The following is an 18852-nucleotide window of genomic DNA, read 5'->3' as shown; positions in this document are numbered from 1 at the left end:
CCCGGAAGCTAAGGCCTGGCACGGCGATGGTACTGCACCCGACAGGGTGTGGGAGAGTAGCACGCCGCCGCAATCACACGTGAATGGAGACCCCGGTCGAGCCTGACGGCTCCCGGGGTCTTCTCGTATCCGCACGCGCCTGTTGCGCGGCGAAAACGCCGGGACCCCGGCGGGCATACGCTCCCGGGGTCTTCCCGTATCCAGGTGCAGCTTGGTCCGTCGCTGCTCTTCCGGATCATTGTTGATGTCACGAACCCAAGCTGGCGGCTCGGGTTTGTGACATCAGCAAGAGATCACAAGAGACGAAAGATCGTCACGAAAGAATCGTTCTGACAACAGGATTTCTCTAGAAGCTTGTTTATTCTCTTCAACGCGAAATGCGGAGTTTGTGAAGATTCGTTCACATACGCTGGAAATCAAATCGCCGGGGAAATGTGGCGTCCAGATACCGATCGACCAACAACCTAGGGGGAGGCGACCGCGATCATTGCGCGTACACGACCCGGCCCATCCATTGACATGAAAGGTGAGGCCAACGATGTCACTTGAAGTCCGCGACAATCGCACTATTGCCAAGGCGATCAACCGCCACGAAACGATGCGCCATCCGCACATCGACAAGACGGCCATCTCGCCGTACGACTGCTACTGCGACGGCTACGGCATGCCGGGCGCGTACGGCAACGGCTACGTCAACATCCTCAAGGTCTCGACCGGCGTCGTCGACAAGACGAACGACGCGCTGATCGACGGCATCGTGACGTATGACAAGGCCGAATGCGCCGACGCCTACGTCGGCCAGATCAACATGCTGACCGCGTCGTCATTCTGCGGCATTCAGGGCCAGATCTGGGGCCACGATCTCGCCGCCCACCCGGACATCAAGAACAACACGATCACGCCGCTGTTCACGATGAAGCAGTTCAACAACCAGGACCTGCCGGTCTACGACGCCAAGCCGCTGCTGGATTGCGGCGTCGAGCTGTTCGGCACCGACACCGACCGTCGCTACCATCCGGTGCCCGGCGGCCACGTCATCTGCGCGAACAAGGGCGTTACCGCCTACCGTCCGCCGGAGGGCCAGACTCCGGATCCGGAAAACGGCGAGGGCTACGGCGTCTGGAGCTTCATCGCGATCTCGCTGTCGAACGACCGCGACTACTGCGCCGACCTGTTCATCGAGGACGCCGGCGTGTGGACCGAAAACGACTCCGAGGAAGACATGGTCGCCTTCCTCGACGAGCACCGCAAGGAAATCGTCTGGTCGGTCGTCGAGTGCGGCAAGGACTCCGGCGTGCTGTTCGACAGGACATATGTCGGTTACGCCTACTCGATGATGAAGCCGAACCAGATCGGCAACGCCATCACCGTCGGTCCGTACGTCACGCTCGCCCGCAACGCCGTCCCCGATTCCGGCTTCGGTTCCCTCAACGACATGACGATCAACGACTGGCTTGACCAGCAGGGCTTCGAGTCGCTGACCGGCCTCAAGTAAATCCGGCGGTTTTCCGCAATGTTCCGCTGGCTCCCGCGCTCTCGCTGGCGGGAGCCGGCTTTTTATTCTTATTTTTCGTGAAAGGGGAGAGCGATGTCGAACAGCACTGCTTCGGCTACTTCCTCCGGGCCGGCTTCCGGCACGGCTGCCGGAACGCCGGCGGGCGGCACCGTCGCCAAGACGTCGTCGGCGGCAGCGACGACCACAACGGGAGCATCGTCCAACAATTCCGACAAGAAGAACGATTCCGGCGGCAAGAAGGTCGGCCTGATCGGCCTCATCGCCGTCGTGATTTCCGCGATGGTCGGCGGCGGCATCTACGACCTGCCGCAGAACATGGCCGCCTCCGCGTCCGCCGGCGGACAGATCATCGCCTGGGTGATCACCGGCGTCGGCATGTGGTTCATCGCGAACACGTTCCGCATCCTCGCGCAGGCGCGGCCGGAACTCAAGAACGGCCTGTACACCTACGCGTACAAGGGATTCGGCAAGTTCGTCGGCTTCCTGATCAGCTACGGCTACTGGATCTGCAACTGCTTCGCGCTGGTCGCCTACGGTGTCCTGATCATGTCGACGATGGACTTCTTCTTCCCCGGCGTCTTCACCGGCGGCAACAACTGGTGGTCCATCATCGGCGCCTCGGTGATCAGCTGGATCATGCTGTGGCTGGCGCTGCGCGGCGCGAAGTCCGGCGCGTTCCTCAACATCATCGGCACGATCGGCAAGATCCTGCCGGTCCTGATGTTCATCGTCCTGATGATCACCGTCTTCCAGTTCGGTACGTTCCTGCACGGCTTCTGGGGACTGACGAGCTCCGGCGTGCAGCTCGGCTTCAACTTCGGCAACGTCATGAGCCAGGTCTCCGGCACGATGCTCGTCACGCTGTGGCTATTCATCGGCATCGAGGGCGCCGTCGTCATCTCCGGCGAGGCGAAGAGCCAGAGCGACGTCTCGAAGGCGACGACAATCGGCTACCTCGTCATCCTCGTGCTGTACGTCCTCGTCTCGCTGCTGCCGCTCGGCGTCTACAGCTACACCGACATCGGCAAGATGGCCGACCCGTCGATGGCGACGATCATGCAGCAGCTCTACGGCTCGTGGGGCAGCGACATCGTCAACGTCGGCGTCATCATCTCGGTGCTGTCGAGCTGGCTGGTCTGGATGCTGATGCTCGGCCAGATGCCGCTGTTCGCCTCGCGCGACGGCATCTTCCCGAAGACGTTCAAGAAGACGAACTCCAAGAACGCCCCGACGACGTCGCTGCTGTGGACGGCCATCATCTGCCAGGCGCTGTTCATCCTGTGCAAGTTCGTCTCCGGCAACGCCTGGAACACGATGATCTCGATCACGTCGGTCATGGCGATGCCATGCTACCTGCTGTGCTGCCTGTTCCTGTGGAAGATCGCCGTCAAGGATCCATGGCCAAAGGGGATACGATTCTCGCGGAAGAACGCGATCGCGACCGGCGTCATCGGCACGATCTTCGCGCTCTATCTGGTGTATTCGGCCGGCCTGAACTACCTGATGATCGCCTGCGTGCTGTACGCCGTCGGCATCCCGCTGTTCATCGTCGGTCGTCGCCAGGCCGTCGGCCATGACGGCACGAGCTGGTGGAACCTGTTCACGAAGTGGGAAAAGGTCCTGTTCGTGATCATCGTCGTCGCCGGCATCGTCGGCATTATCTACACGATCGGCAGCGGCGTCTTCACGTCCTGAGCGGCGTGGCCATACGCGGAAGCCGACCCGACATATGGCATGCCGCGTGGCATGCCACACAGCATGTCACACAGCATGTCACACAGCATGTCACGGTCCCGGGAATCCCTCCCGGGACCGTGACATGCTTTTTGTCGGTGACGCCATGTCGAGACATGACATCGTGGACCTCTGGGCACTCTATTCCTCCTTGCCGAGTAATCTGGAACAGTTGACTTCGCCGGGCAACCGTGCGCTGCGACAGCGAATGACGGCAGGGCCTATCGACGGCGACCGAGAGTAGTGGAGAGAATCGTGCCCAACACCGACGAAACGCAAGGTTCCGCTGAAGTGACGGCAGGCGCCGACGGCGTCGTCGTCACCGACACGAGCGACGACAGGGCCCCCGAGGCGTCCGTCGTCAGCAACAATCGCAGGAAGGTCGGCCTGGTCGGGCTGATCGGCATCGTCATCTCGGCGATGGTCGGCGGCGGCATCTACTCGCTGCCCCAGAACATGGCCGAATCGGCATCGGCCGGCGGCCAGATCATCGCGTGGGCGATCACCGGCGTCGGCATGTGGTTCATCGCGAACACGTTCCGCATCCTCGCCGCCGCGCGACCGGAGCTCAAGAACGGCCTGTACACCTACGCGTACACCGGTTTCGGCAGGTTTGTCGGCTTCCTGATTTCCTACGGCTACTGGATCTGCAACTGCTTCTCGCTGTGCGCCTACGGCGTCCTTGTCATGTCGACGCTCAATTTCTTCTTCCCCGGCACGTTCGACGGCGGCAACAACTGGTGGTCGGTGCTCGGTGCCTCCGTCATCACGTGGCTGATGTTCCTGCTGACGCTGCGCGGCGCGAAGTCCGGCGCGGCGATCAACGTCATCGGCACGATCTGCAAGATCGTCCCGGTGCTCGTGTTCATCATCGCCATGCTGACCGTCTTCGAGCTTGGCACGTTCCTGCACGGTTTCTGGGGCCTGAGCTCGTCCGGCGTGCAGCTGTCGTTCTCGTTCTCCGGCGTCATGGACCAGGTCTCCGGCACGATGCTCGTCACGCTGTGGCTGTTCATCGGCATCGAGGGCGCCGTCGTCGTGTCCTCCAATGCGAAGAGCCAGCGTGATGTTTCACGTGCTACAACGCTCGGCTACTTGTCGGTGCTCGTCGTCTACATTCTCGTGTCACTGCTGCCGCTCGGCGTGTACTCGTACACCGACATTGGCCAGATGAGCAACCCGTCGATGGCGACGATCATGCGCGACCAGTTCGGCACGTGGGGTGGCGTGCTCGTCAACATCGGCGTTGTCGTGTCCGTGCTGGCGGCGTGGCTGGTCTGGATGATGATGATCTCGCAGATGCCGCTGTTCGGCGCCCGCGACGGCATCTTCCCGAAGGTGTTCACGAAGACGAACGCGAAGGGCGCGCCGACCGCGTCGCTCGTCGCGTCGGCGGCCATCGTCGAGGTGCTGATCCTGATCTGCCATTTCGTCTCCGGCGACGCCTGGGACACGATGATCTCGATCACGTCGGTCATGGCGATGCCGTGCTACCTGCTGTGCTGCCTGTTCCTGTGGAAGATCTCGCGCAAGTCGGTCGCCGGCACGCCGGACGGCTGGCCCGACGGCATCCGGTACTCGCGCCGGTACGGCATCGCCACCGGCATCATCGGTACCGTCTTCGCGCTGTACCTGGTGTATTCGGCCGGCCTGAACTACCTGATGATCGCCTGCGTGGTCTATGCTGTCGGCATTCCGCTGTTCTTCGTTGGCCGGCGGCAGGCCGAGCAGCCGTCGCTCGGCGTGGGCGCCGGCGACCGCGCCGACGTCGCCGGTCGCCATGGCGGCTGGACGAACCTGTTCACGCACAAGGAATTCATCTTGGCCATCATCGTCCTCATCGCCGGCGTGATTGGCATCATTTACACCTGCCATAGCGGGGTATTTGGGGCCTGAGTTCCGTATTTTCGCCGTCGGGCGGGGGAATACCTAACTCAGACTTCGCACTTTCCAACAGGGCATTTGGAAAGTGCGAATTTTTCAATGCCTGAGGGGAGACCATGAATGTCATGGTCTCCCCTCAGGCATTGAAAACATTGGAAAATGGCACATGTGGTCAGGCTGGATGGCAGGAAAAACTTCGCACTTTCCAAATGCCCCTTCGGGAAGTGCGAAGTGCCGCCAGTACTCACACCCTGAACCGGGTATTGACCGACGTCGTGACCGAATCGTTGGCCCCGATGTAGCGCCGCTGCCACTCGAGGCACTGGTACGTCTGCGTCGCGTCCGACAGCGCGCGGTGCTCTTCGGTGTCGGCGATGCCGTAGCGCACGATCAGGTCGGCGAGGCGGTGCCGTTCGGACGGGAACAGGCGCTTGTCGATCGTCATCGTGTCCAGCGACGGCGCGTGGAAACCGGCCGGATGGCCGACGGTGCGCAGCGCCGCCTCGGTCAGGAACGACAGGTCGAAGCGGACATTGTGGCCGACGATGATGTCGGAGGCGAGCCAGTCGATGAACGTCGGCATGACGATATCGATGGGCGGCTGGCCGGCGACCATCGCGTCGCCGATGCCGGTCAGGTGCGTGATGCGGGAAGGAATGGGCTTGCCGGGGTCGACCAGCTGCGTGAACGTGCCGACGATCTTGCCGTCGCGGATCCTGACGGCGCCGATTTCGGTGATCGCCTCGGTGCGCGGACTGAAGCCGGTCGTTTCGATGTCCAGCGCCACGTAGTCATGGGGAAGCCGGAACGTCGAGTTGCTATGGACGGCCATTCGTAATGCGTTCCTTTCGCGATGTCTGTCCGGCGGTCCGGCCAGCTGGGGACCGGTGCCGGGTTGCAGTGACTGGGCTCACAGTGACTGACGGTGATTCTTCTCGCGGCCCCGTCGCCGAGAGATCCGGGTCCTGCGGAACCGGGTGGCTCGGCGAACCTGCCGCCGTCGCCGCGCCGAAGCGGGCGTCCGGCCGGCGTCGCGGCCTCACACGAGTGTATATGAATCCGGCCATTGGAAAACGGTTTGTGGCAATGCTTTCGCAAGGTATTCGCAAACGCCGGGAATTTGTTACGTTGACAGTGAAGAACGATTCATCCGGCTTGACAATCGCGAACAACAGACCGGTGGCAAGGAGCTCGCGTTCCGGTTCGCCTTCTTCGCCGCGCCCGGCGGTCGGCCACCCGGCCCGGCTACTCCTCGCCGGCTGCTTTCCAGTGAACTTTTCCGCTAGTGACGGACGACGGCGGGGAATTGCTGGGTAATCGATTCGTCGGAGTCGATATAGCGCGTGGTCTCGCGCATGGCACGGCGAATCGTCTCGTCGGTACGTTCGGCGCGCTCGCGGTCGACCGGCTCCTCGTCGACCTGCGGCGTGAGCAGCAGGCGCATCTGGTGCCACGCCGCATTGCCGTGCGTGGAGGAGGAGAGGTTCTCGTCGACGAACCCGAAGCTGGCGTAGAAATCGACGAGTCGTTCCTTGCAGGCGAGCACGATGCCGCGGCGACCGCTCAGCGCCGAGTCGAGGATGACGCGGCGCAGCAGGTAGCCGGCGCAACCGTGATGCTGGTAGATCGGCGCGGTGTCGAGGCCGAGGATCATCTGCCAGTCGCCGTCCTCGTCGTGCAGGCTCGCGTCGTCGTACATGGTGTCGAGCAGGTCGGCTTCGTCGGTCGTCAGGCCGTTGACGAAGCTGATCAGCGATCCCTCTTCCACGTGGGCCGGGAAGGAAGGGTCGTGCTTGCCGGCGTCGGTGTTGATGAGCAGCCAGAAGTGCTCCGGATACTGTTCGATGCGGGAGGCCAGCGTCTCGATGTCGGCCGCCTCGGCCGGCGGGAAGCAGGCTGCCTCCATGGTTGCGAGGGCGTCAAGGTCGTCCATGGTCGCATGTCGAATGAGCATTGTGCAAAATCTCTCTTAGCCGTACGTTGCTACACGCTATGCTGTGTGTCTCTTCTTGTCGCAGGCGCGCTCGCATTTCACGCATGCCAGTAATTCATTCCAGCCAAGCAACACTAGACGCATATGCAGACACCTACCGGGGAATCCCCGGCGTGTCACGGAGGAACATGTGGTGTTTCCTTCTCTTTTCATCCGTCGATGGGGGATCAGTAGCCGGTGGCGTGGAGCTTTAGTTTCCAGTGAAATCGAAACGGCCGAACGGAGCGCCGGAATAGTCTGGGACTACATGCTCATAAGGAGAGTCAGACATGGGTGATCCCACCATTTCCCCAACGGGCGCGACCGGTCGATCGCCCGTCGGACAAGCCGCCACCTCGTCTTCCCATGTAGTACTGGACGAGGCAAAACCGGGCATCCGGGACAGGAATGTCAATGTCATTGTCCCCAAGTCCCAGGCCGAACGCGACTATATCAACGATCACGTCAACGCCGCCAAGGCCGAGGGCCGGGCCGCATCCGCCAAGACGGCCGCCGTCAAGGCCGGCACGCCGTGCGCGCTCGATGTCAACGCCACCGCGCCGGGCGCAGCGGCGGACGCGGCCGCGACATCGCCAGTGAAGGACGTCATTGGCGAACCGAATAGCGCCGGCAACGCGGGAATCGTGCAACAGTCGGCCGCCACGGCGAAACAGACGCCGAACGGCGGCAAGCAGGCTGCCGGAACTTCGAAACAGGGCACCGCTAACACCGCCAAAGGCACCGCCACCGCCCAGTCCGGCGGTCTCAAGCGCACATTGACAACGATGGACCTTGTCATCTTCGGCATGATCTTCATGGTGCCGATCGCGCCGTTCTCGATCCTCGCCTCCGTCTACGACACGTCGAACGGCATGCCGGCGCTGGCCTACCTGATCGGCATGATCGCGATGCTGTTCACGGCGCTGTCGTTCGGCCTGATGGTGCCGCGCTACCCGTCAAGCGGCTCGATCTACATCTATGCGTCGCACGAACTCAACGGGCCGATCGGCTTCGTCGTCGGCTGGCTGATGATCCTGCAATACCTGATCACTCCGGCCGTCATGCTGATCATGGCCGGCGAAGCGCTGCGCGCCTACATTCCCGGCGTACCCGTCTGGGTCTGGTGCCTGATCTTCCTCGCGTTCATCACCGTCGTCGCATTGCGCGGCATGGGTGCCACCGTTCTCGTCGACAAGCTTGCCCTGTGCGCCGAGCTCATTGTGCTGCTGCTGTTCTTCGTGTTCGGCTTCATCTACATTGTCAGGCATCCGGACACCGCGCATTTCTCCGGCACGTCGCTGTTCGACGCGTCGAAATTCAACTTCGGCTCCGTCATGAGCGCCGTCTCGCTGTGCGCGCTGAGCTTCGTCGGCTTCGGCTCGATCGTCACGCTCGACGGCGAATGCATCCAGCCGCGCAAGGCGCCGCCGAAGGCGATGATCTGGATCGTCCTCGTGCTCGGCTTCCTGTACATGGCGATGAGCTTCATCGCCTCCTGCATGGATCCGTCCGGCAAGATCATGGCGGCCGACCCGACGAACGGCTTCTACACGATCGCCGCGCTCGCCGGCAAGTGGCTTGGCGTGCTGACGGCCGTCGCCAACGCACTCGCGCTTGGCCTGTTCACGTCGCTGTCGGGCATGACCGCCGTCTCGCGACTGCTCTACGTCATGGGTCGTGACAATGCCTTCCCGAAGCAGTTCCAGAAGGTCGACAGGAAGACCGGCGTGCCGATCTTCGCCACGCTATTCGTCGCCATCGTCACGCTCGTGCTCGTGTTCGTCGTGCTGTGGACGATTGGCATGGACCAGGGTGCGAAGGTCTCGAACTACGGCGCGCTGTCGACGTACTTCATGCTCAACATCTGCGTGCTGTGGGGACTTGGCATCCACGGCAAGATCGTCGACCACGGCAAGTGGGTGCGCACTATCCTGTTCCCGGCCATCGGCGCCGTCGTCACGTTCGTCATTTTCGTCTCGCTTGGCGTGGAGGTATGGATCGTCGGCACGACGTGGCTGGTGCTCGGCATCGCCTATTATCTGTGGTGGACGAAGGCGAAGAAGCACAAGATCGACCTGTTGAGCACGGTCAGCTGAATTTGGCACGATTCGCGCGGACGAATCGTGCCCGCTCTCTTTTGGCAGATACGCCGGAACGCGGGAGGGCCCGTAGAACTCGAGTTCTACGGGCCCTCCCGCGTTCCGGCGCGCACTCGTCGCTGCGCGACGTCGTGCGAACTCCCACCGAAAACGCTACGCGTTTTCGACTCCCTCTGAAGAGGGAGTGGGGGCCGATTTGCAGGGCAGTCCGGGGACTTTTTCTTTTCGACTCCCTCTGAAGAGGGAGTGGGGCTTTCAGCCCATCAGCTTGCGGGCGAGCTTCTTCTTGTCCGCGGTGAACGGCGGGAAGCGGACGTCGGTGTCGATCTTCGTGCTGTGGGCCATCGTCGACTTGTAGTGGGTGAACGTGTCGAAGCCGACCTTGCCGTGGTAGGCGCCCATGCCGGAGTTGCCAACGCCGCCGAAGCCCATCTTGTCGTTGGTCAGGTGGACGCAGCAGTCGTTGATCGACATGCCGCCGAACTGCAGCGTGTAAATGACCTGCTGCTGGACCTTCTTCGACTCGGAGAAGATGTAGCAGGCGAGCGGATGCTCGAAATGCTTGACGAAGTCGAAGGCCTCGTCGAGCGTCTTATAGGTAAATACAGGCAGGACCGGGCCGAAGATCTCCTCGCCCATGACCGGATCGTCAAGCGTGACGCCGGTCATGATCGTCGGCTGGATCTTCCACGTCGCCGGGTCGCCGGTGCCGCCGCAGACGATCTTCGCATTCGGGTTATGGTTGTCGATCAGCCCCATGACGCGGTTGTAGTGCTTCTCGGAGATCATGTGCGGCCAGATGTCGGAGTCGAGGGCGTTGTCGCCGTAGAACTTCGTCCATTCGTCGGCAATGCCCCTGACCAGTTCGTCGGCGACGTCTTCCTGGACCAGCAGGTAGTCCGGTGCCACGCAGGTCTGTCCGCAGTTGAGGCCCTTGCCCCAGGCAATGCGCTCGGCCGCGATCTTGATGTCGGCGTCGTCGTGGACGATGCACGGGCTCTTGCCGCCGAGTTCCAGCGTGACCGGCGTCAGGAAGTTCGCGGCGGCCGACATGATGATCTTGCCGACCTTCGGCGAACCGGTGAACATGATGTAGTCCCACTGCGTCTGCATGATCCAGTCGTTCATGTGCGCGGAGCCGGGGATGCCGCACACATATTGCGGGTCGAAGACCTCCTGTGCCATCCGGATGAGGATGGCGGACGTGTGCGCCGACTCGCGGGCCGGCTTGAACGCCACGCAGTTGCCGGCGGCGATCGCGTCGACCATCGGGATCAGGGCGAGCTGGATCGGATAGTTCCACGGCGACAGCACCAGCGTCACGCCGTACGGATACGGATAGATGACCGAGCTCGACGGGAACATCGTGATCGGCGTGCTCACGTGCTGCGGCGCCGACCAGCTGTGCACGTTCTTGATGCAGCAGTCGATCTCCTCGTACACGAGGCCGAGTTCGGTGATGTACGTTTCGTAGGCGGCCTTGCCGAGGTCCTGATAGACGGCGTACAGCACGTCCTTTTCGTGGGACTTGAGCCATTTCTTCATGTTCTTCAGCTGTTCGCCGCGGAACTTCGGGTCCAGCGTGGCGCCGGTCTCGAAATACCGGCGCATCGTCGCGGCCTGCGCCTGCACTTTCCCGAGCGAATCGAACACGGTTGCGCCGGCGTCCGCCTGCGCAGTAGTTGGCGACGATTCTTCCGTCGCCGGCGAAGTATTCGTCATGATCATCTCCCAACCGAGAGGGACCCGTGTGAAGGTCCTATATATAGGAATACTTTCCGATTCTAGGAAGTTTGCCCGCAGTGAGCCGAAGGAAAAGCCGGGTGAAAAGCTCCCCGGAAGGGGAGTCTTTGCGACGAACGGTAGAAAAATATTTTATGACGAGCGATGATTTTATTTTCGGATGGATCGTTCAATATTAATGAAATATTCGGTGATTATTTGTGACGAAAATTAGTCAGCGGTGAGTGACACGCCGGAGATTTTTACATATGGCATCATGATTTGCATTTGTCGGACAGGTGCGCTAGAAATGACAACCATGACTGAATTCCTCAACGACAACGCACGCGCACTGGCCGCCGCTTCCGCCGGCATGCCCTGCGCGATGTGTCTGGGCGACTGTTGTCGCCGTTGTCGTTGATTGAGCGGAATTCCAGCAGTCTTCTGATCAATCCGACCAACGCACGGTGCCGGGTGACCTCCCGGCGGTGACTCAGCGTGGCCGGATTTTTTGAACTTCCGATCGATCTTCGCCGCAAGTGGCCCCGTGCAGGCGACAACCTGCCGGCCCCGGCGTCGTCTTCATTGTCTTGCTTGCCTGCCGTCCCCGCAGGCGGCGTTCCGTGCACTCGTCTGCACGGACTTTCCTGAAAACATCATCCGTCATCCATCCAAAACGTGGGGAGAACCATCGTGGACTGGAGTTTCATCGGTCACTATGCGCCGTTCTTCGTGACCGGCGCGCTGATGACGCTGACGATTTCGGTGTTCGGCATCGCGCTGGCCATCGTCGTCGGCGCCGTCTGCGCGGCGATCGAGACGGCGAGGATCCCGGTGCTGCGGCAGATCGTCCGCGTCTACGTCGAGATCAGCCGCAACACGCCGCTGCTCGTCCAGCTGTATTTCCTGTACTTCGGCCTGCCGAAGCTTGGATTCGTCTGGTCGGCCGAAGCCTGCGCGATCATCGGCCTGGCGTTCCTCGGCGGCTCGTACATGGCCGAGGCGATGCGCGCCGGCGTCGAGGCGGTGCCGGTGGTGCAGCGCGAAAACGCCGTCATGCTGGGCTTTTCGCGGCTGCAGACCGTCGTCCACGTCGTCGTGCCGCAGGCCGCCTCGACAGCGCTGCCGGGCATCGTCGCGAACGTCATCTTCCTGATCAAGGAATCGTCGGTCGTCTCGGCCATCGCGCTCGCCGACGTCATGTACATGACGAAGGACCTGATCGGCATGTACTACAGCACCTACGAATCGCTGTTCCTGCTGATCGTGACCTACCTGATCATCCTGCTGCCGATCTCGATCGTCGGCTCGTGGCTCGAAAGGAAGTTCAACTATGAGCGACTTTAACATCCTGCTCGAGCCGGGCGTCTTCCCGCGCCTTCTCAACGGACTGTGGGTGACGGTCTGGATTGCCGGCGTCTCGGTGCTGCTGAGCATTCCGGTCGGCCTGGTCACCGGATGGCTGATGACGGCGAAGAGCCGGACGATTCGAGCGATCATGCGCGTCTACCTCGACTTCATCAGGATCATGCCGCAGCTCGCGTTGCTGTTCATCGCGTTCTACGGCCTGGCGCGGCTGTGGAACTGGAATCTCGACGCGACCGGCGCCTGCGTGCTCGTGTTCGTGCTGTGGGGCGGCGCGGAACTCGGCGACCTGGTGCGCGGCGCCATCCAGTCGATCCCGGCCATCCAGACCGAATCGGCCTACGTGCTTGGCCTGACCGGACCGCAGACGTTCGCGAGGGTCGTGCTGCCGCAGGCGATCCGCCGGCTGCTGCCGGCGTCGGTCAACCTGGCCACGAGAATCGTCAAGACGACATCGCTAGCCGTGCTGCTCGGCGTCGTCGAATTGATCAAGGTCGGCCAGCAAATAATCGACGCCAACAGGTTCCAATATCCGAGCGGCACGTTGTGGATTTACGGCGTTATTTTCCTGATGTATTTCATCGTCTGCTGGCCGCTGTCGGTGGTGGCGAGATACCTCGAAAAAGAGTGGGCGACGGCGTGAATTTTTATGGAAGTGAAGGCGAAAAAATGACTGAACAGCAGTTCCGCGGACTCGAAGTGAGGGATCTCGTCAAGAAGTATCCGAAGGCGGAAAGGAACGTGTTCGACGGCATCTCGTTCGACGTGCCGAAAGGGCAGGTGCTCGTCATCGTCGGGCCGTCGGGCTCCGGCAAGTCGACGCTGCTGCGGACCGTCGCCGGGCTCGAGCCGATCCAGGGCGGCACGATCGCGCTTGACGGCGACGTGCTCGAGACCGGCAAGCCGGGCACCGAGAAGGCCGGTCGCTCGAAGCGTCCGTCGGCGTTGCGCACGCGGATCGGCATGGTGTTCCAGAGCTACGACCTGTTCCCGAACAAGACGGTGCTCGGCAACATCACGATGGCTCCCGTCCTCGTCCAGAAGCGCAAGAAGGCCGACGTCGAGGCCGAGGCGATGGCGCTGCTCGAGCGCGTCGGGCTCGCCGACCGCGCCGACGCGAAGCCGCACGAGCTGTCGGGCGGCCAGCGCCAGCGCGTCGCGATCTGCCGCGCGCTGATCCTCCATCCGGAAGTGCTGCTGCTTGACGAGATCACGGCCGCGCTCGACCCGGAGATGGTCCGCGAGGTCCTCGACGTCGTCCTCGACCTCGCCGACGACGGCCAGACGATGCTGATCGTCACGCACGAGATGCAGTTCGCGAGGGCCGTCGCCGACCGGATCGTCATGATCGAGGACGGCAGGATCGTCGAGCGGTCGACCGATCCCGACGAATTCTTCGCCCATCCGAAGACCGAGCGTGCCCGGGAATTCCTCCACACGTTCGAATTCGAGCGTCGCCGCAAGCACGAGGACGGCGAGCCGATCCGCGAGTTCGAGGACGTCGACTAGGAGAGCGAACGCTTCGCGGCTACGCCGCCCGACGATACTCTCCAGGAAATTCGAGAAGAACTTTCGTCCGCAGGACAGAGCGGGCGAATCGTACACAACAAATAAAAAGTAGAGAAAGAGAACACCATGACCACGTTCAAGTCACGAGTTGTCAAGATCGCCGCGACTGTCACCGCTGCCGTTTCCGTGCTGGCAGCCGTGGCGGCGTGCGGACCGACCGCCGGCACGCCGAGCGAGGAGGGGACGGCGGCCGCCGGATCGACGACGGCGACGGCCCGCACGCTCGACGAGATCAAGTCCTCCGGCCAGCTCAAGGTCGCCGTCTTCTCCGACAAGGCGCCGTTCGGCTATGTCGACCAGAACGGCGACTACCAGGGCTACGACATCGTCTTCGCCGAACGGCTGGCGAAGGATCTCGGCGTCGAGCCGGTCTACACGTCGGTCGACCCGTCGGCGCGCGTCGACGTGCTCACGTCGAACAAGGTCGACATCACGCTCGCGAACTTCACCGTCACCGACGAGCGCGCCGAGAAGGTCGATTTCTCGAAGCCGTATATGAAGGTCGCGCTCGGCATCGTCTCGCCGGAGGACGCCGAGATCACCGACGTCAGCCAGCTCGACGGCAAGACGCTGATCGTCGCGAAGGGCACGACGGCCGAGACGTACTTCGAGCAGAACTATCCCAACATCAACCTGCTCAAGTACGACCAGTACGCCGACGCGTATAACGCGCTGCTCGACGGTCGCGGCGACGCGATGTCGACCGACAACACCGAGGTGCTCGCGTGGGCGAAGTCGAACAAGGGGTACGCCGTCGGCGTCACCGAGATCGGCGACACCGAGACGATCGCGGCGGCCGTGCAGAAGGGCAACACCGAACTGCTCGACTACATCAACGACGAAATCGTGACGCTGGGCAAGGAGAACTTCTTCCTCGACGACTACAACCAGACGCTCAAGCCGGTCTACGGCGACGAAGTCGACCCGAACGACATCGTCGTCGAGGGCGGGGAAGTGTGACGATTCGCGCGGGAAATCCCGTGCCGCTTCCCGGCGCCTGATCCTCCCGGACGCTTCAGCATCCACGAATAGTCCATGAGATGTCACAACCCCGAGCTGGCGGCTCGGGGTTGTGACATCTTCTTATTCTTGTTGTTTTCCGCCTACGAATTCAGGAAGTCGGCGATCTGCCCGGCGGCGGCGTAGCCCTTGCGGTACATGCGTTCCATGCCCTCGAACGTCTTCGACAGCGTCGACAGGCCGCACAGGTCGTCCGGCGCCAGCACGAGCACGGTGCCGTCCTCGGCCTCGCAGCGGTTCGCGAAGTCGAGCTCGTCGTTGTACGTCTGCGCGCGGGCGAGCATGCGCTCGGCGGCTGCCGGGTGCGAATGATGCAGCAACTTGGCGGCCGGCACGTCCTTCTTCGGGTCGCGGTGGAAGTCCTTCGGACGGCTCAGCACGACGACGACGCGGTCGCAGCCGTCGTCGAACGCCTTCTGGACCGGAATCGGGTCGGCGATGCCGCCGTCGTAGTAGGGGACGCCGTCGACGACGTACGGCTGGCAGGCGACCGGCACGGCCGACGACGCCTTCATGATGTCGAAGTCGTCGAACCGGACGCGGGACTTGTCGAAATAGTGCGCCGTGCCGTCGTCGGCGTTGCAGGCGACGACGGTGAACTGCGCCGGGTTGGCGGCGAACGCCTCGTAGTCGACCGGATATTCGCCGTCGTGATTGCTCAGTGTCGAGTACACGTACTCGAGGTTGGCGTAGTTGTGGTTGCGGACGAACGAATCGAAGCTCGCGTACTCCTTGCGGAACGCGTATTCGGTATAGAACGTGTGGTTGCGACCGTGCTGGCGGGCGATGTAGCTCGTCAGGTTCGCGCTGCCGGCAGAGATGCCGTAGCAGTGGTCGAACATGATGTCGTCCTCGAGGCACCGGTCCTCGACGCCGCAGCCGTAGATCGCGCGGAATCCGCCGCCGACGTCGATGATCGCGGTCCTGTGGCGGCGCTGCGCGTCCGTCGCCTGCGTGTGGTCAACCATGGGCTCTCCCTTCCATGCCGTTCAGGTCGACTACTATATCAGCGCGCCCCCTACGCTGTCTGGTTACGCTCGGGTAGGTTGGCGGCCCACACGGTTTCCTCGCGGAGGTCTACGGCCTCCACTTGGAAACCGGCGTTCGGCTGGGCCGAACGCGTCGACCCTCAGTCTCGCTTCGCTCGACAGTTCCCTTCCAGGGAGCCGGGTTCAGGAAAGTCAGCGGTTCAGCAGGTCTTCGGAGAGCCGCAGGAGGCGGTCGGACGGATCGCTGTTGGCGAGGGTGACATGGCCGACATGCGCGGTGCCGTCGGGGTTCGTTTCGGGAGCGAGCTGGCCGAGGGACTCGAGGACGACGCGCAGGTGGTGCGACGTGCCCGCGTTGCCGTCGATGATGGCGGTGCCGGGCGGCAGCAGTTCGCGGAAATAGTCGCGGTAGAAGACGAAATGCGTGCAACCGAGGACGACGGCGTCGGTATGGTCGAGGTCGTAGTCGCCAAAGTAGCCTTCCAGCGTCGACATGACGAGGTCGTGGTCGTCGAGCTTGCCGTCCTCGACGATCTCGACGAGCGCCGGGCACGGCTGCCGGTGGATCGTGTGGTCGTCGTCGAAGCGGGCCATCAGGTCTGCGAACTTCTTCTCGCGCAGCGTCAGCGGAGTGGCGGCGACGATGATGTCCTGCCGCTCGCCGTGGCCGGCGTCGGCGGCGACCTTGAGTGCCGGCTCCATGCCGATGATCGGGATGTCGTAGCGGTCGCGTAGGCCGTCGACGGCCGCGCTCGTCGCCGTGTTGCAGGCGATGACGACGGCCTTGACGCCCTGGCGGACGAATCGTTCGACAATATCGAACGACAGCGCGCGCACCTGCTCGATCGACTTCGTGCCGTACGGCGCGTTCGCCGAGTCGCCGAAGTAGAGAATGTCCTCGGCCGGCAGGTCGTCGTGGATCTGCCGCGCGACCGAGATGCCACCGAGTCCCGAATCGAACACGCCGATCGGTGCGCTGGAAGCCATGGTTCGTCCTTTCGTTGCGTTTGCGGCCATCGTACGGCGAGGGAGAGAATTTTTCATGTCGCAAAGCCGGGCCTGTTGTCCGGCTTTGCGACATGAAGAGAACAAGCGCGGCGACGGGGGTGCCGGCCGCGTACAGTGGAGCCATGAGTATTCCAGCAACAGTGTTCAAGGGGCAGGCGACCGGCAACGACTTCGTGCTGTACGCCGATCCGGACGGCCAGTACGATCCTTCCGAAGAGGAGGTCGTCCGGCTGTGTGACCGGCACTTCGGCGTCGGGGCCGACGGGCTGATCCGTCTGACGAGGCCGGAGCACGTCGCCGACCTGTCCGCCGAAACCGTCGACAGGCTGCGCGCCGACGGCGCCGAATGGTTCATGGACTATCGCAACGCCGACGGCTCGCTCGCCGAGATGTGCGGCAACGGCACGCGGGCGACGGCGAGGTTTGCCGCCGACGTTGCCGGCGTCGTCGATTTCGACGACTTCGGCGACGATTCGCGCGGCTCCGGCGAGACCGGGGCGTCCGACGGTGGCAAGAACAACGATGCGCACGACGACGTGCAGTTCCGGCTCGGCACGCGGGCCGGCGTCAAGGTGCTGACGTCGCTCGGCGAGGTCGACGGCCTCGGCAGGCACGTCTTCCGCGTCGACATGGGCGACTGGTCGATGGGCGCGGCCGGCGACGGCAAGACCGACGAATACGTCGTCACGATGGGCGCGGCAGGACCGGCTGGCGGCACCGGCGCGCCGACCGGCAACACCGCCGACGGCGAGGCGCTCGGCACGTTCGTCGACATGGGCAATCCGCACGTCGTCGCCGTCATCGAGGACGCCTACTCGTCGCTGCCGGTGCTTGGCGACCTGAACCTGACCGTCGCGCCGGTCGTCGTGCCGGCGACGAAGGAGCCGACGATTTCCGATGATCCGGCCCGCGCCGAGGCGCTCGCGGCCACGCGGGCCGCCGCGCTCGAGCACGGCCAGAACGTCGAGTTCGTCCGCGTTGACGAGATCTCGGCCGACGAGGATCTCGGCGAGGCGACGATGCGCGTCTTCGAGCGCGGATGTGGCGAGACGCTGTCCTGCGGCACCGGCCTGTGCGCGACGGCGATCGTGCTGCGCGCGAAGACCGGCGTCAACCACTGGCTGATCACCGTCCGCGGCGGCACGCTGCGCCTCGACGTCACCGACGACGACATCCTGCTGACCGGCGACGCCGAAATCGTCTACGAGGCCACGCTGCGCTAGAACAGGCCGGCGAAGATCTGGTCGCCGTCCTTGACCAGGATGATGGCGATGACGACGACAATCCACAGGATGTCGGCCATCAGGTCGTAGTTGAGCCGGTAATAGGTGTAGAACGGGCTGCGTCGACCCGGCAGGCGCTGGACGGTGACGGTCGCGTGACTGACGGCCATGAACTGGATCGTCGTCGACGCCATCAGCAGCATGCACCACGGGCACAGCGCCTGGATGACGAACAGCGACTGGCTCGTCAGCCAGTAGGCATAGCAGAACGCGGCGAGCGAGCCAAGCCACGTGCACAGCGCGAACCAGCGCGGCACCTTCACGCGGGCGAGGCCGATGACGGCGATCGTCACGAACACCGACTCGGCGGCGATGCCGAAGAACGCGTTAGGGTAGCTCAGTCCGGCGAACTGGACGATTTCCGCCTGCCACGACTTCGCGACGTCGGAGCAGGAAATGATGCCGTTGACGTCGCAGCCGAGCAGCTGGTCGGGATTGCGGGCGAGCTTGAGCGTGTCGGCCGACAGGATGAACGAGACGATCAGCGCCACGCCGCTCGCCGCGAGCATGACGAGATACAGCCACGTCGAGCCGTGCCGCCAGCCCCGCGGCATCGGCCGGCCGCCGTCGCGGGCGCCGCGTCCGTCGGGATCGTTGTGTTCGTCATGCGTCCTGGTCATCGCCGCTCCATTGTTCATCGGACTTTCGTCGCACAGTGGTTCCGATCTTAGCAACGATTCGTCCGTCTTCT

At 63.1% G+C, this 18852-nt stretch carries 15 protein-coding genes; 9 read left to right on the top strand and 6 right to left on the bottom strand.

Annotation, left to right across the window (positions count from 1 at the left end):
* The first annotated feature begins 538 nt into the window (after positions 1 to 538).
* The 3 genes from hdcA (at position 539) to F6S87_RS08485 (ending at position 5146) form a co-directional block, all read left to right on the top strand.
* Positions 539 to 1495: a histidine decarboxylase, pyruvoyl type gene (gene hdcA, locus F6S87_RS08495; protein WP_163228230.1), complete on the top strand. Its 957-nt coding sequence runs from the start codon at positions 539 to 541 to the stop codon at positions 1493 to 1495.
* Positions 1496 to 1588: 93 nt separating this feature from the next.
* The gene (locus F6S87_RS08490) at positions 1589 to 3211 is read left to right on the top strand and encodes a basic amino acid/polyamine antiporter (RefSeq protein ID WP_163228229.1); all 1623 of its coding nucleotides are present in this window, start codon (positions 1589 to 1591) and stop codon (positions 3209 to 3211) included.
* Positions 3212 to 3505: 294 nt separating this feature from the next.
* Positions 3506 to 5146 (top strand): basic amino acid/polyamine antiporter, encoded by a 1641-nt coding sequence (locus tag F6S87_RS08485; protein ID WP_331270787.1) that lies wholly within the window; start codon positions 3506 to 3508, stop codon positions 5144 to 5146.
* Between the two features lie 232 nt (positions 5147 to 5378).
* On the opposite strand, the gene F6S87_RS08480 is transcribed toward F6S87_RS08485, so the two are convergent.
* Both F6S87_RS08480 and F6S87_RS08475 read right to left on the bottom strand, forming a co-directional pair.
* Complete coding sequence (locus F6S87_RS08480) at positions 5379 to 5966, bottom strand: 3'-5' exonuclease (RefSeq protein ID WP_163228228.1); 588 nt, start codon at positions 5964 to 5966, stop codon at positions 5379 to 5381.
* Between the two features lie 450 nt (positions 5967 to 6416).
* Positions 6417 to 7067 carry a GNAT family N-acetyltransferase gene (locus tag F6S87_RS08475; protein ID WP_231129467.1) on the bottom strand — a complete coding sequence of 217 codons (651 nt, stop codon included), beginning with the start codon at positions 7065 to 7067 and terminating at the stop codon, positions 6417 to 6419.
* A gap of 329 nt (positions 7068 to 7396) precedes the next feature.
* Between F6S87_RS08475 and F6S87_RS08470 the strand changes: the two genes are divergently transcribed.
* Positions 7397 to 9202 (top strand): APC family permease, encoded by a 1806-nt coding sequence (locus F6S87_RS08470; protein WP_231129466.1) that lies wholly within the window; start codon positions 7397 to 7399, stop codon positions 9200 to 9202.
* A gap of 258 nt (positions 9203 to 9460) precedes the next feature.
* Here the strand turns inward: F6S87_RS08470 and F6S87_RS08465 are convergent, their stop codons facing one another.
* Positions 9461 to 10927: an aldehyde dehydrogenase gene (locus F6S87_RS08465; RefSeq protein WP_163228226.1), complete on the bottom strand. Its 1467-nt coding sequence runs from the start codon at positions 10925 to 10927 to the stop codon at positions 9461 to 9463.
* Between the two features lie 690 nt (positions 10928 to 11617).
* On the opposite strand from F6S87_RS08465, the gene F6S87_RS08460 reads away from it, so the two are divergent.
* The 4 genes from F6S87_RS08460 (at position 11618) to F6S87_RS08445 (ending at position 14821) form a co-directional block, all read left to right on the top strand.
* Positions 11618 to 12274 carry an amino acid ABC transporter permease gene (locus F6S87_RS08460; protein ID WP_163228235.1) on the top strand — a complete coding sequence of 219 codons (657 nt, stop codon included), beginning with the start codon at positions 11618 to 11620 and terminating at the stop codon, positions 12272 to 12274.
* Positions 12261 to 12935: an amino acid ABC transporter permease gene (locus F6S87_RS08455; RefSeq protein WP_163228225.1), complete on the top strand. Its 675-nt coding sequence runs from the start codon at positions 12261 to 12263 to the stop codon at positions 12933 to 12935. Before F6S87_RS08460 ends, F6S87_RS08455 begins: the two co-directional genes overlap by 14 nt.
* Positions 12936 to 12961: 26 nt before the next feature.
* Positions 12962 to 13801 carry an amino acid ABC transporter ATP-binding protein gene (locus tag F6S87_RS08450; protein ID WP_163228224.1) on the top strand — a complete coding sequence of 280 codons (840 nt, stop codon included), beginning with the start codon at positions 12962 to 12964 and terminating at the stop codon, positions 13799 to 13801.
* A 126-nt stretch (positions 13802 to 13927) separates the two neighbouring features.
* Positions 13928 to 14821, top strand: a complete 894-nt coding sequence (locus tag F6S87_RS08445) for a cysteine ABC transporter substrate-binding protein (protein WP_163228223.1) — start codon at positions 13928 to 13930, stop codon at positions 14819 to 14821.
* 143 nt (positions 14822 to 14964) lie between these two features.
* Here the strand turns inward: F6S87_RS08445 and F6S87_RS08440 are convergent, their stop codons facing one another.
* Both F6S87_RS08440 and murI read right to left on the bottom strand, forming a co-directional pair.
* The gene (locus F6S87_RS08440) at positions 14965 to 15849 is read right to left on the bottom strand and encodes a patatin-like phospholipase family protein (protein WP_163228222.1); all 885 of its coding nucleotides are present in this window, start codon (positions 15847 to 15849) and stop codon (positions 14965 to 14967) included.
* 213 nt (positions 15850 to 16062) lie between these two features.
* Positions 16063 to 16857, bottom strand: coding sequence for a glutamate racemase (gene murI / locus F6S87_RS08435; RefSeq protein WP_163228221.1), 795 nt, complete (start codon positions 16855 to 16857; stop codon positions 16063 to 16065).
* A gap of 143 nt (positions 16858 to 17000) precedes the next feature.
* On the opposite strand from murI, the gene F6S87_RS08430 reads away from it, so the two are divergent.
* Complete coding sequence (locus tag F6S87_RS08430; RefSeq protein WP_163228220.1) at positions 17001 to 18101, top strand: diaminopimelate epimerase; 1101 nt, start codon at positions 17001 to 17003, stop codon at positions 18099 to 18101.
* Here the strand turns inward: F6S87_RS08430 and F6S87_RS08425 are convergent.
* Positions 18098 to 18715 carry a vitamin K epoxide reductase family protein gene (locus F6S87_RS08425; protein ID WP_163228234.1) on the bottom strand — a complete coding sequence of 206 codons (618 nt, stop codon included), beginning with the start codon at positions 18713 to 18715 and terminating at the stop codon, positions 18098 to 18100. The genes F6S87_RS08430 and F6S87_RS08425 overlap by 4 nt on opposite strands.
* Positions 18716 to 18852: the final 137 nt, after the last annotated feature.

This window comes from Bifidobacterium choloepi (genome assembly GCF_010667615.1).
In the GTDB taxonomy this organism is placed as follows: Bacteria; Actinomycetota; Actinomycetes; order Actinomycetales; family Bifidobacteriaceae; genus Bifidobacterium; species Bifidobacterium choloepi.
The sequence above is the reverse complement of the archived record's forward strand: the minus strand, read 5'-3'. Positions and strand labels throughout refer to the sequence as shown.

Coding starts and splice junctions, on each gene's coding strand:
- hdcA (WP_163228230.1), top strand. CDS start 539: ATGTCACTTGAAGTCCGCGACAATCGCACTATTGCCAAGGCGATCAAC.
- F6S87_RS08490 (WP_163228229.1), top strand. CDS start 1,589: ATGTCGAACAGCACTGCTTCGGCTACTTCCTCCGGGCCGGCTTCCGGC.
- F6S87_RS08480 (WP_163228228.1), bottom strand. CDS start 5,966: ATGGCCGTCCATAGCAACTCGACGTTCCGGCTTCCCCATGACTACGTG.
- F6S87_RS08475 (WP_231129467.1), bottom strand. CDS start 7,067: ATGGACGACCTTGACGCCCTCGCAACCATGGAGGCAGCCTGCTTCCCG.
- F6S87_RS08470 (WP_231129466.1), top strand. CDS start 7,397: ATGGGTGATCCCACCATTTCCCCAACGGGCGCGACCGGTCGATCGCCC.
- F6S87_RS08465 (WP_163228226.1), bottom strand. CDS start 10,927: ATGACGAATACTTCGCCGGCGACGGAAGAATCGTCGCCAACTACTGCG.
- F6S87_RS08455 (WP_163228225.1), top strand. CDS start 12,261: ATGAGCGACTTTAACATCCTGCTCGAGCCGGGCGTCTTCCCGCGCCTT.
- F6S87_RS08450 (WP_163228224.1), top strand. CDS start 12,962: ATGACTGAACAGCAGTTCCGCGGACTCGAAGTGAGGGATCTCGTCAAG.
- F6S87_RS08445 (WP_163228223.1), top strand. CDS start 13,928: ATGACCACGTTCAAGTCACGAGTTGTCAAGATCGCCGCGACTGTCACC.
- F6S87_RS08440 (WP_163228222.1), bottom strand. CDS start 15,849: ATGGTTGACCACACGCAGGCGACGGACGCGCAGCGCCGCCACAGGACC.
- murI (WP_163228221.1), bottom strand. CDS start 16,857: ATGGCTTCCAGCGCACCGATCGGCGTGTTCGATTCGGGACTCGGTGGC.
- F6S87_RS08430 (WP_163228220.1), top strand. CDS start 17,001: ATGAGTATTCCAGCAACAGTGTTCAAGGGGCAGGCGACCGGCAACGAC.
- F6S87_RS08425 (WP_163228234.1), bottom strand. CDS start 18,715: ATGCCGCGGGGCTGGCGGCACGGCTCGACGTGGCTGTATCTCGTCATG.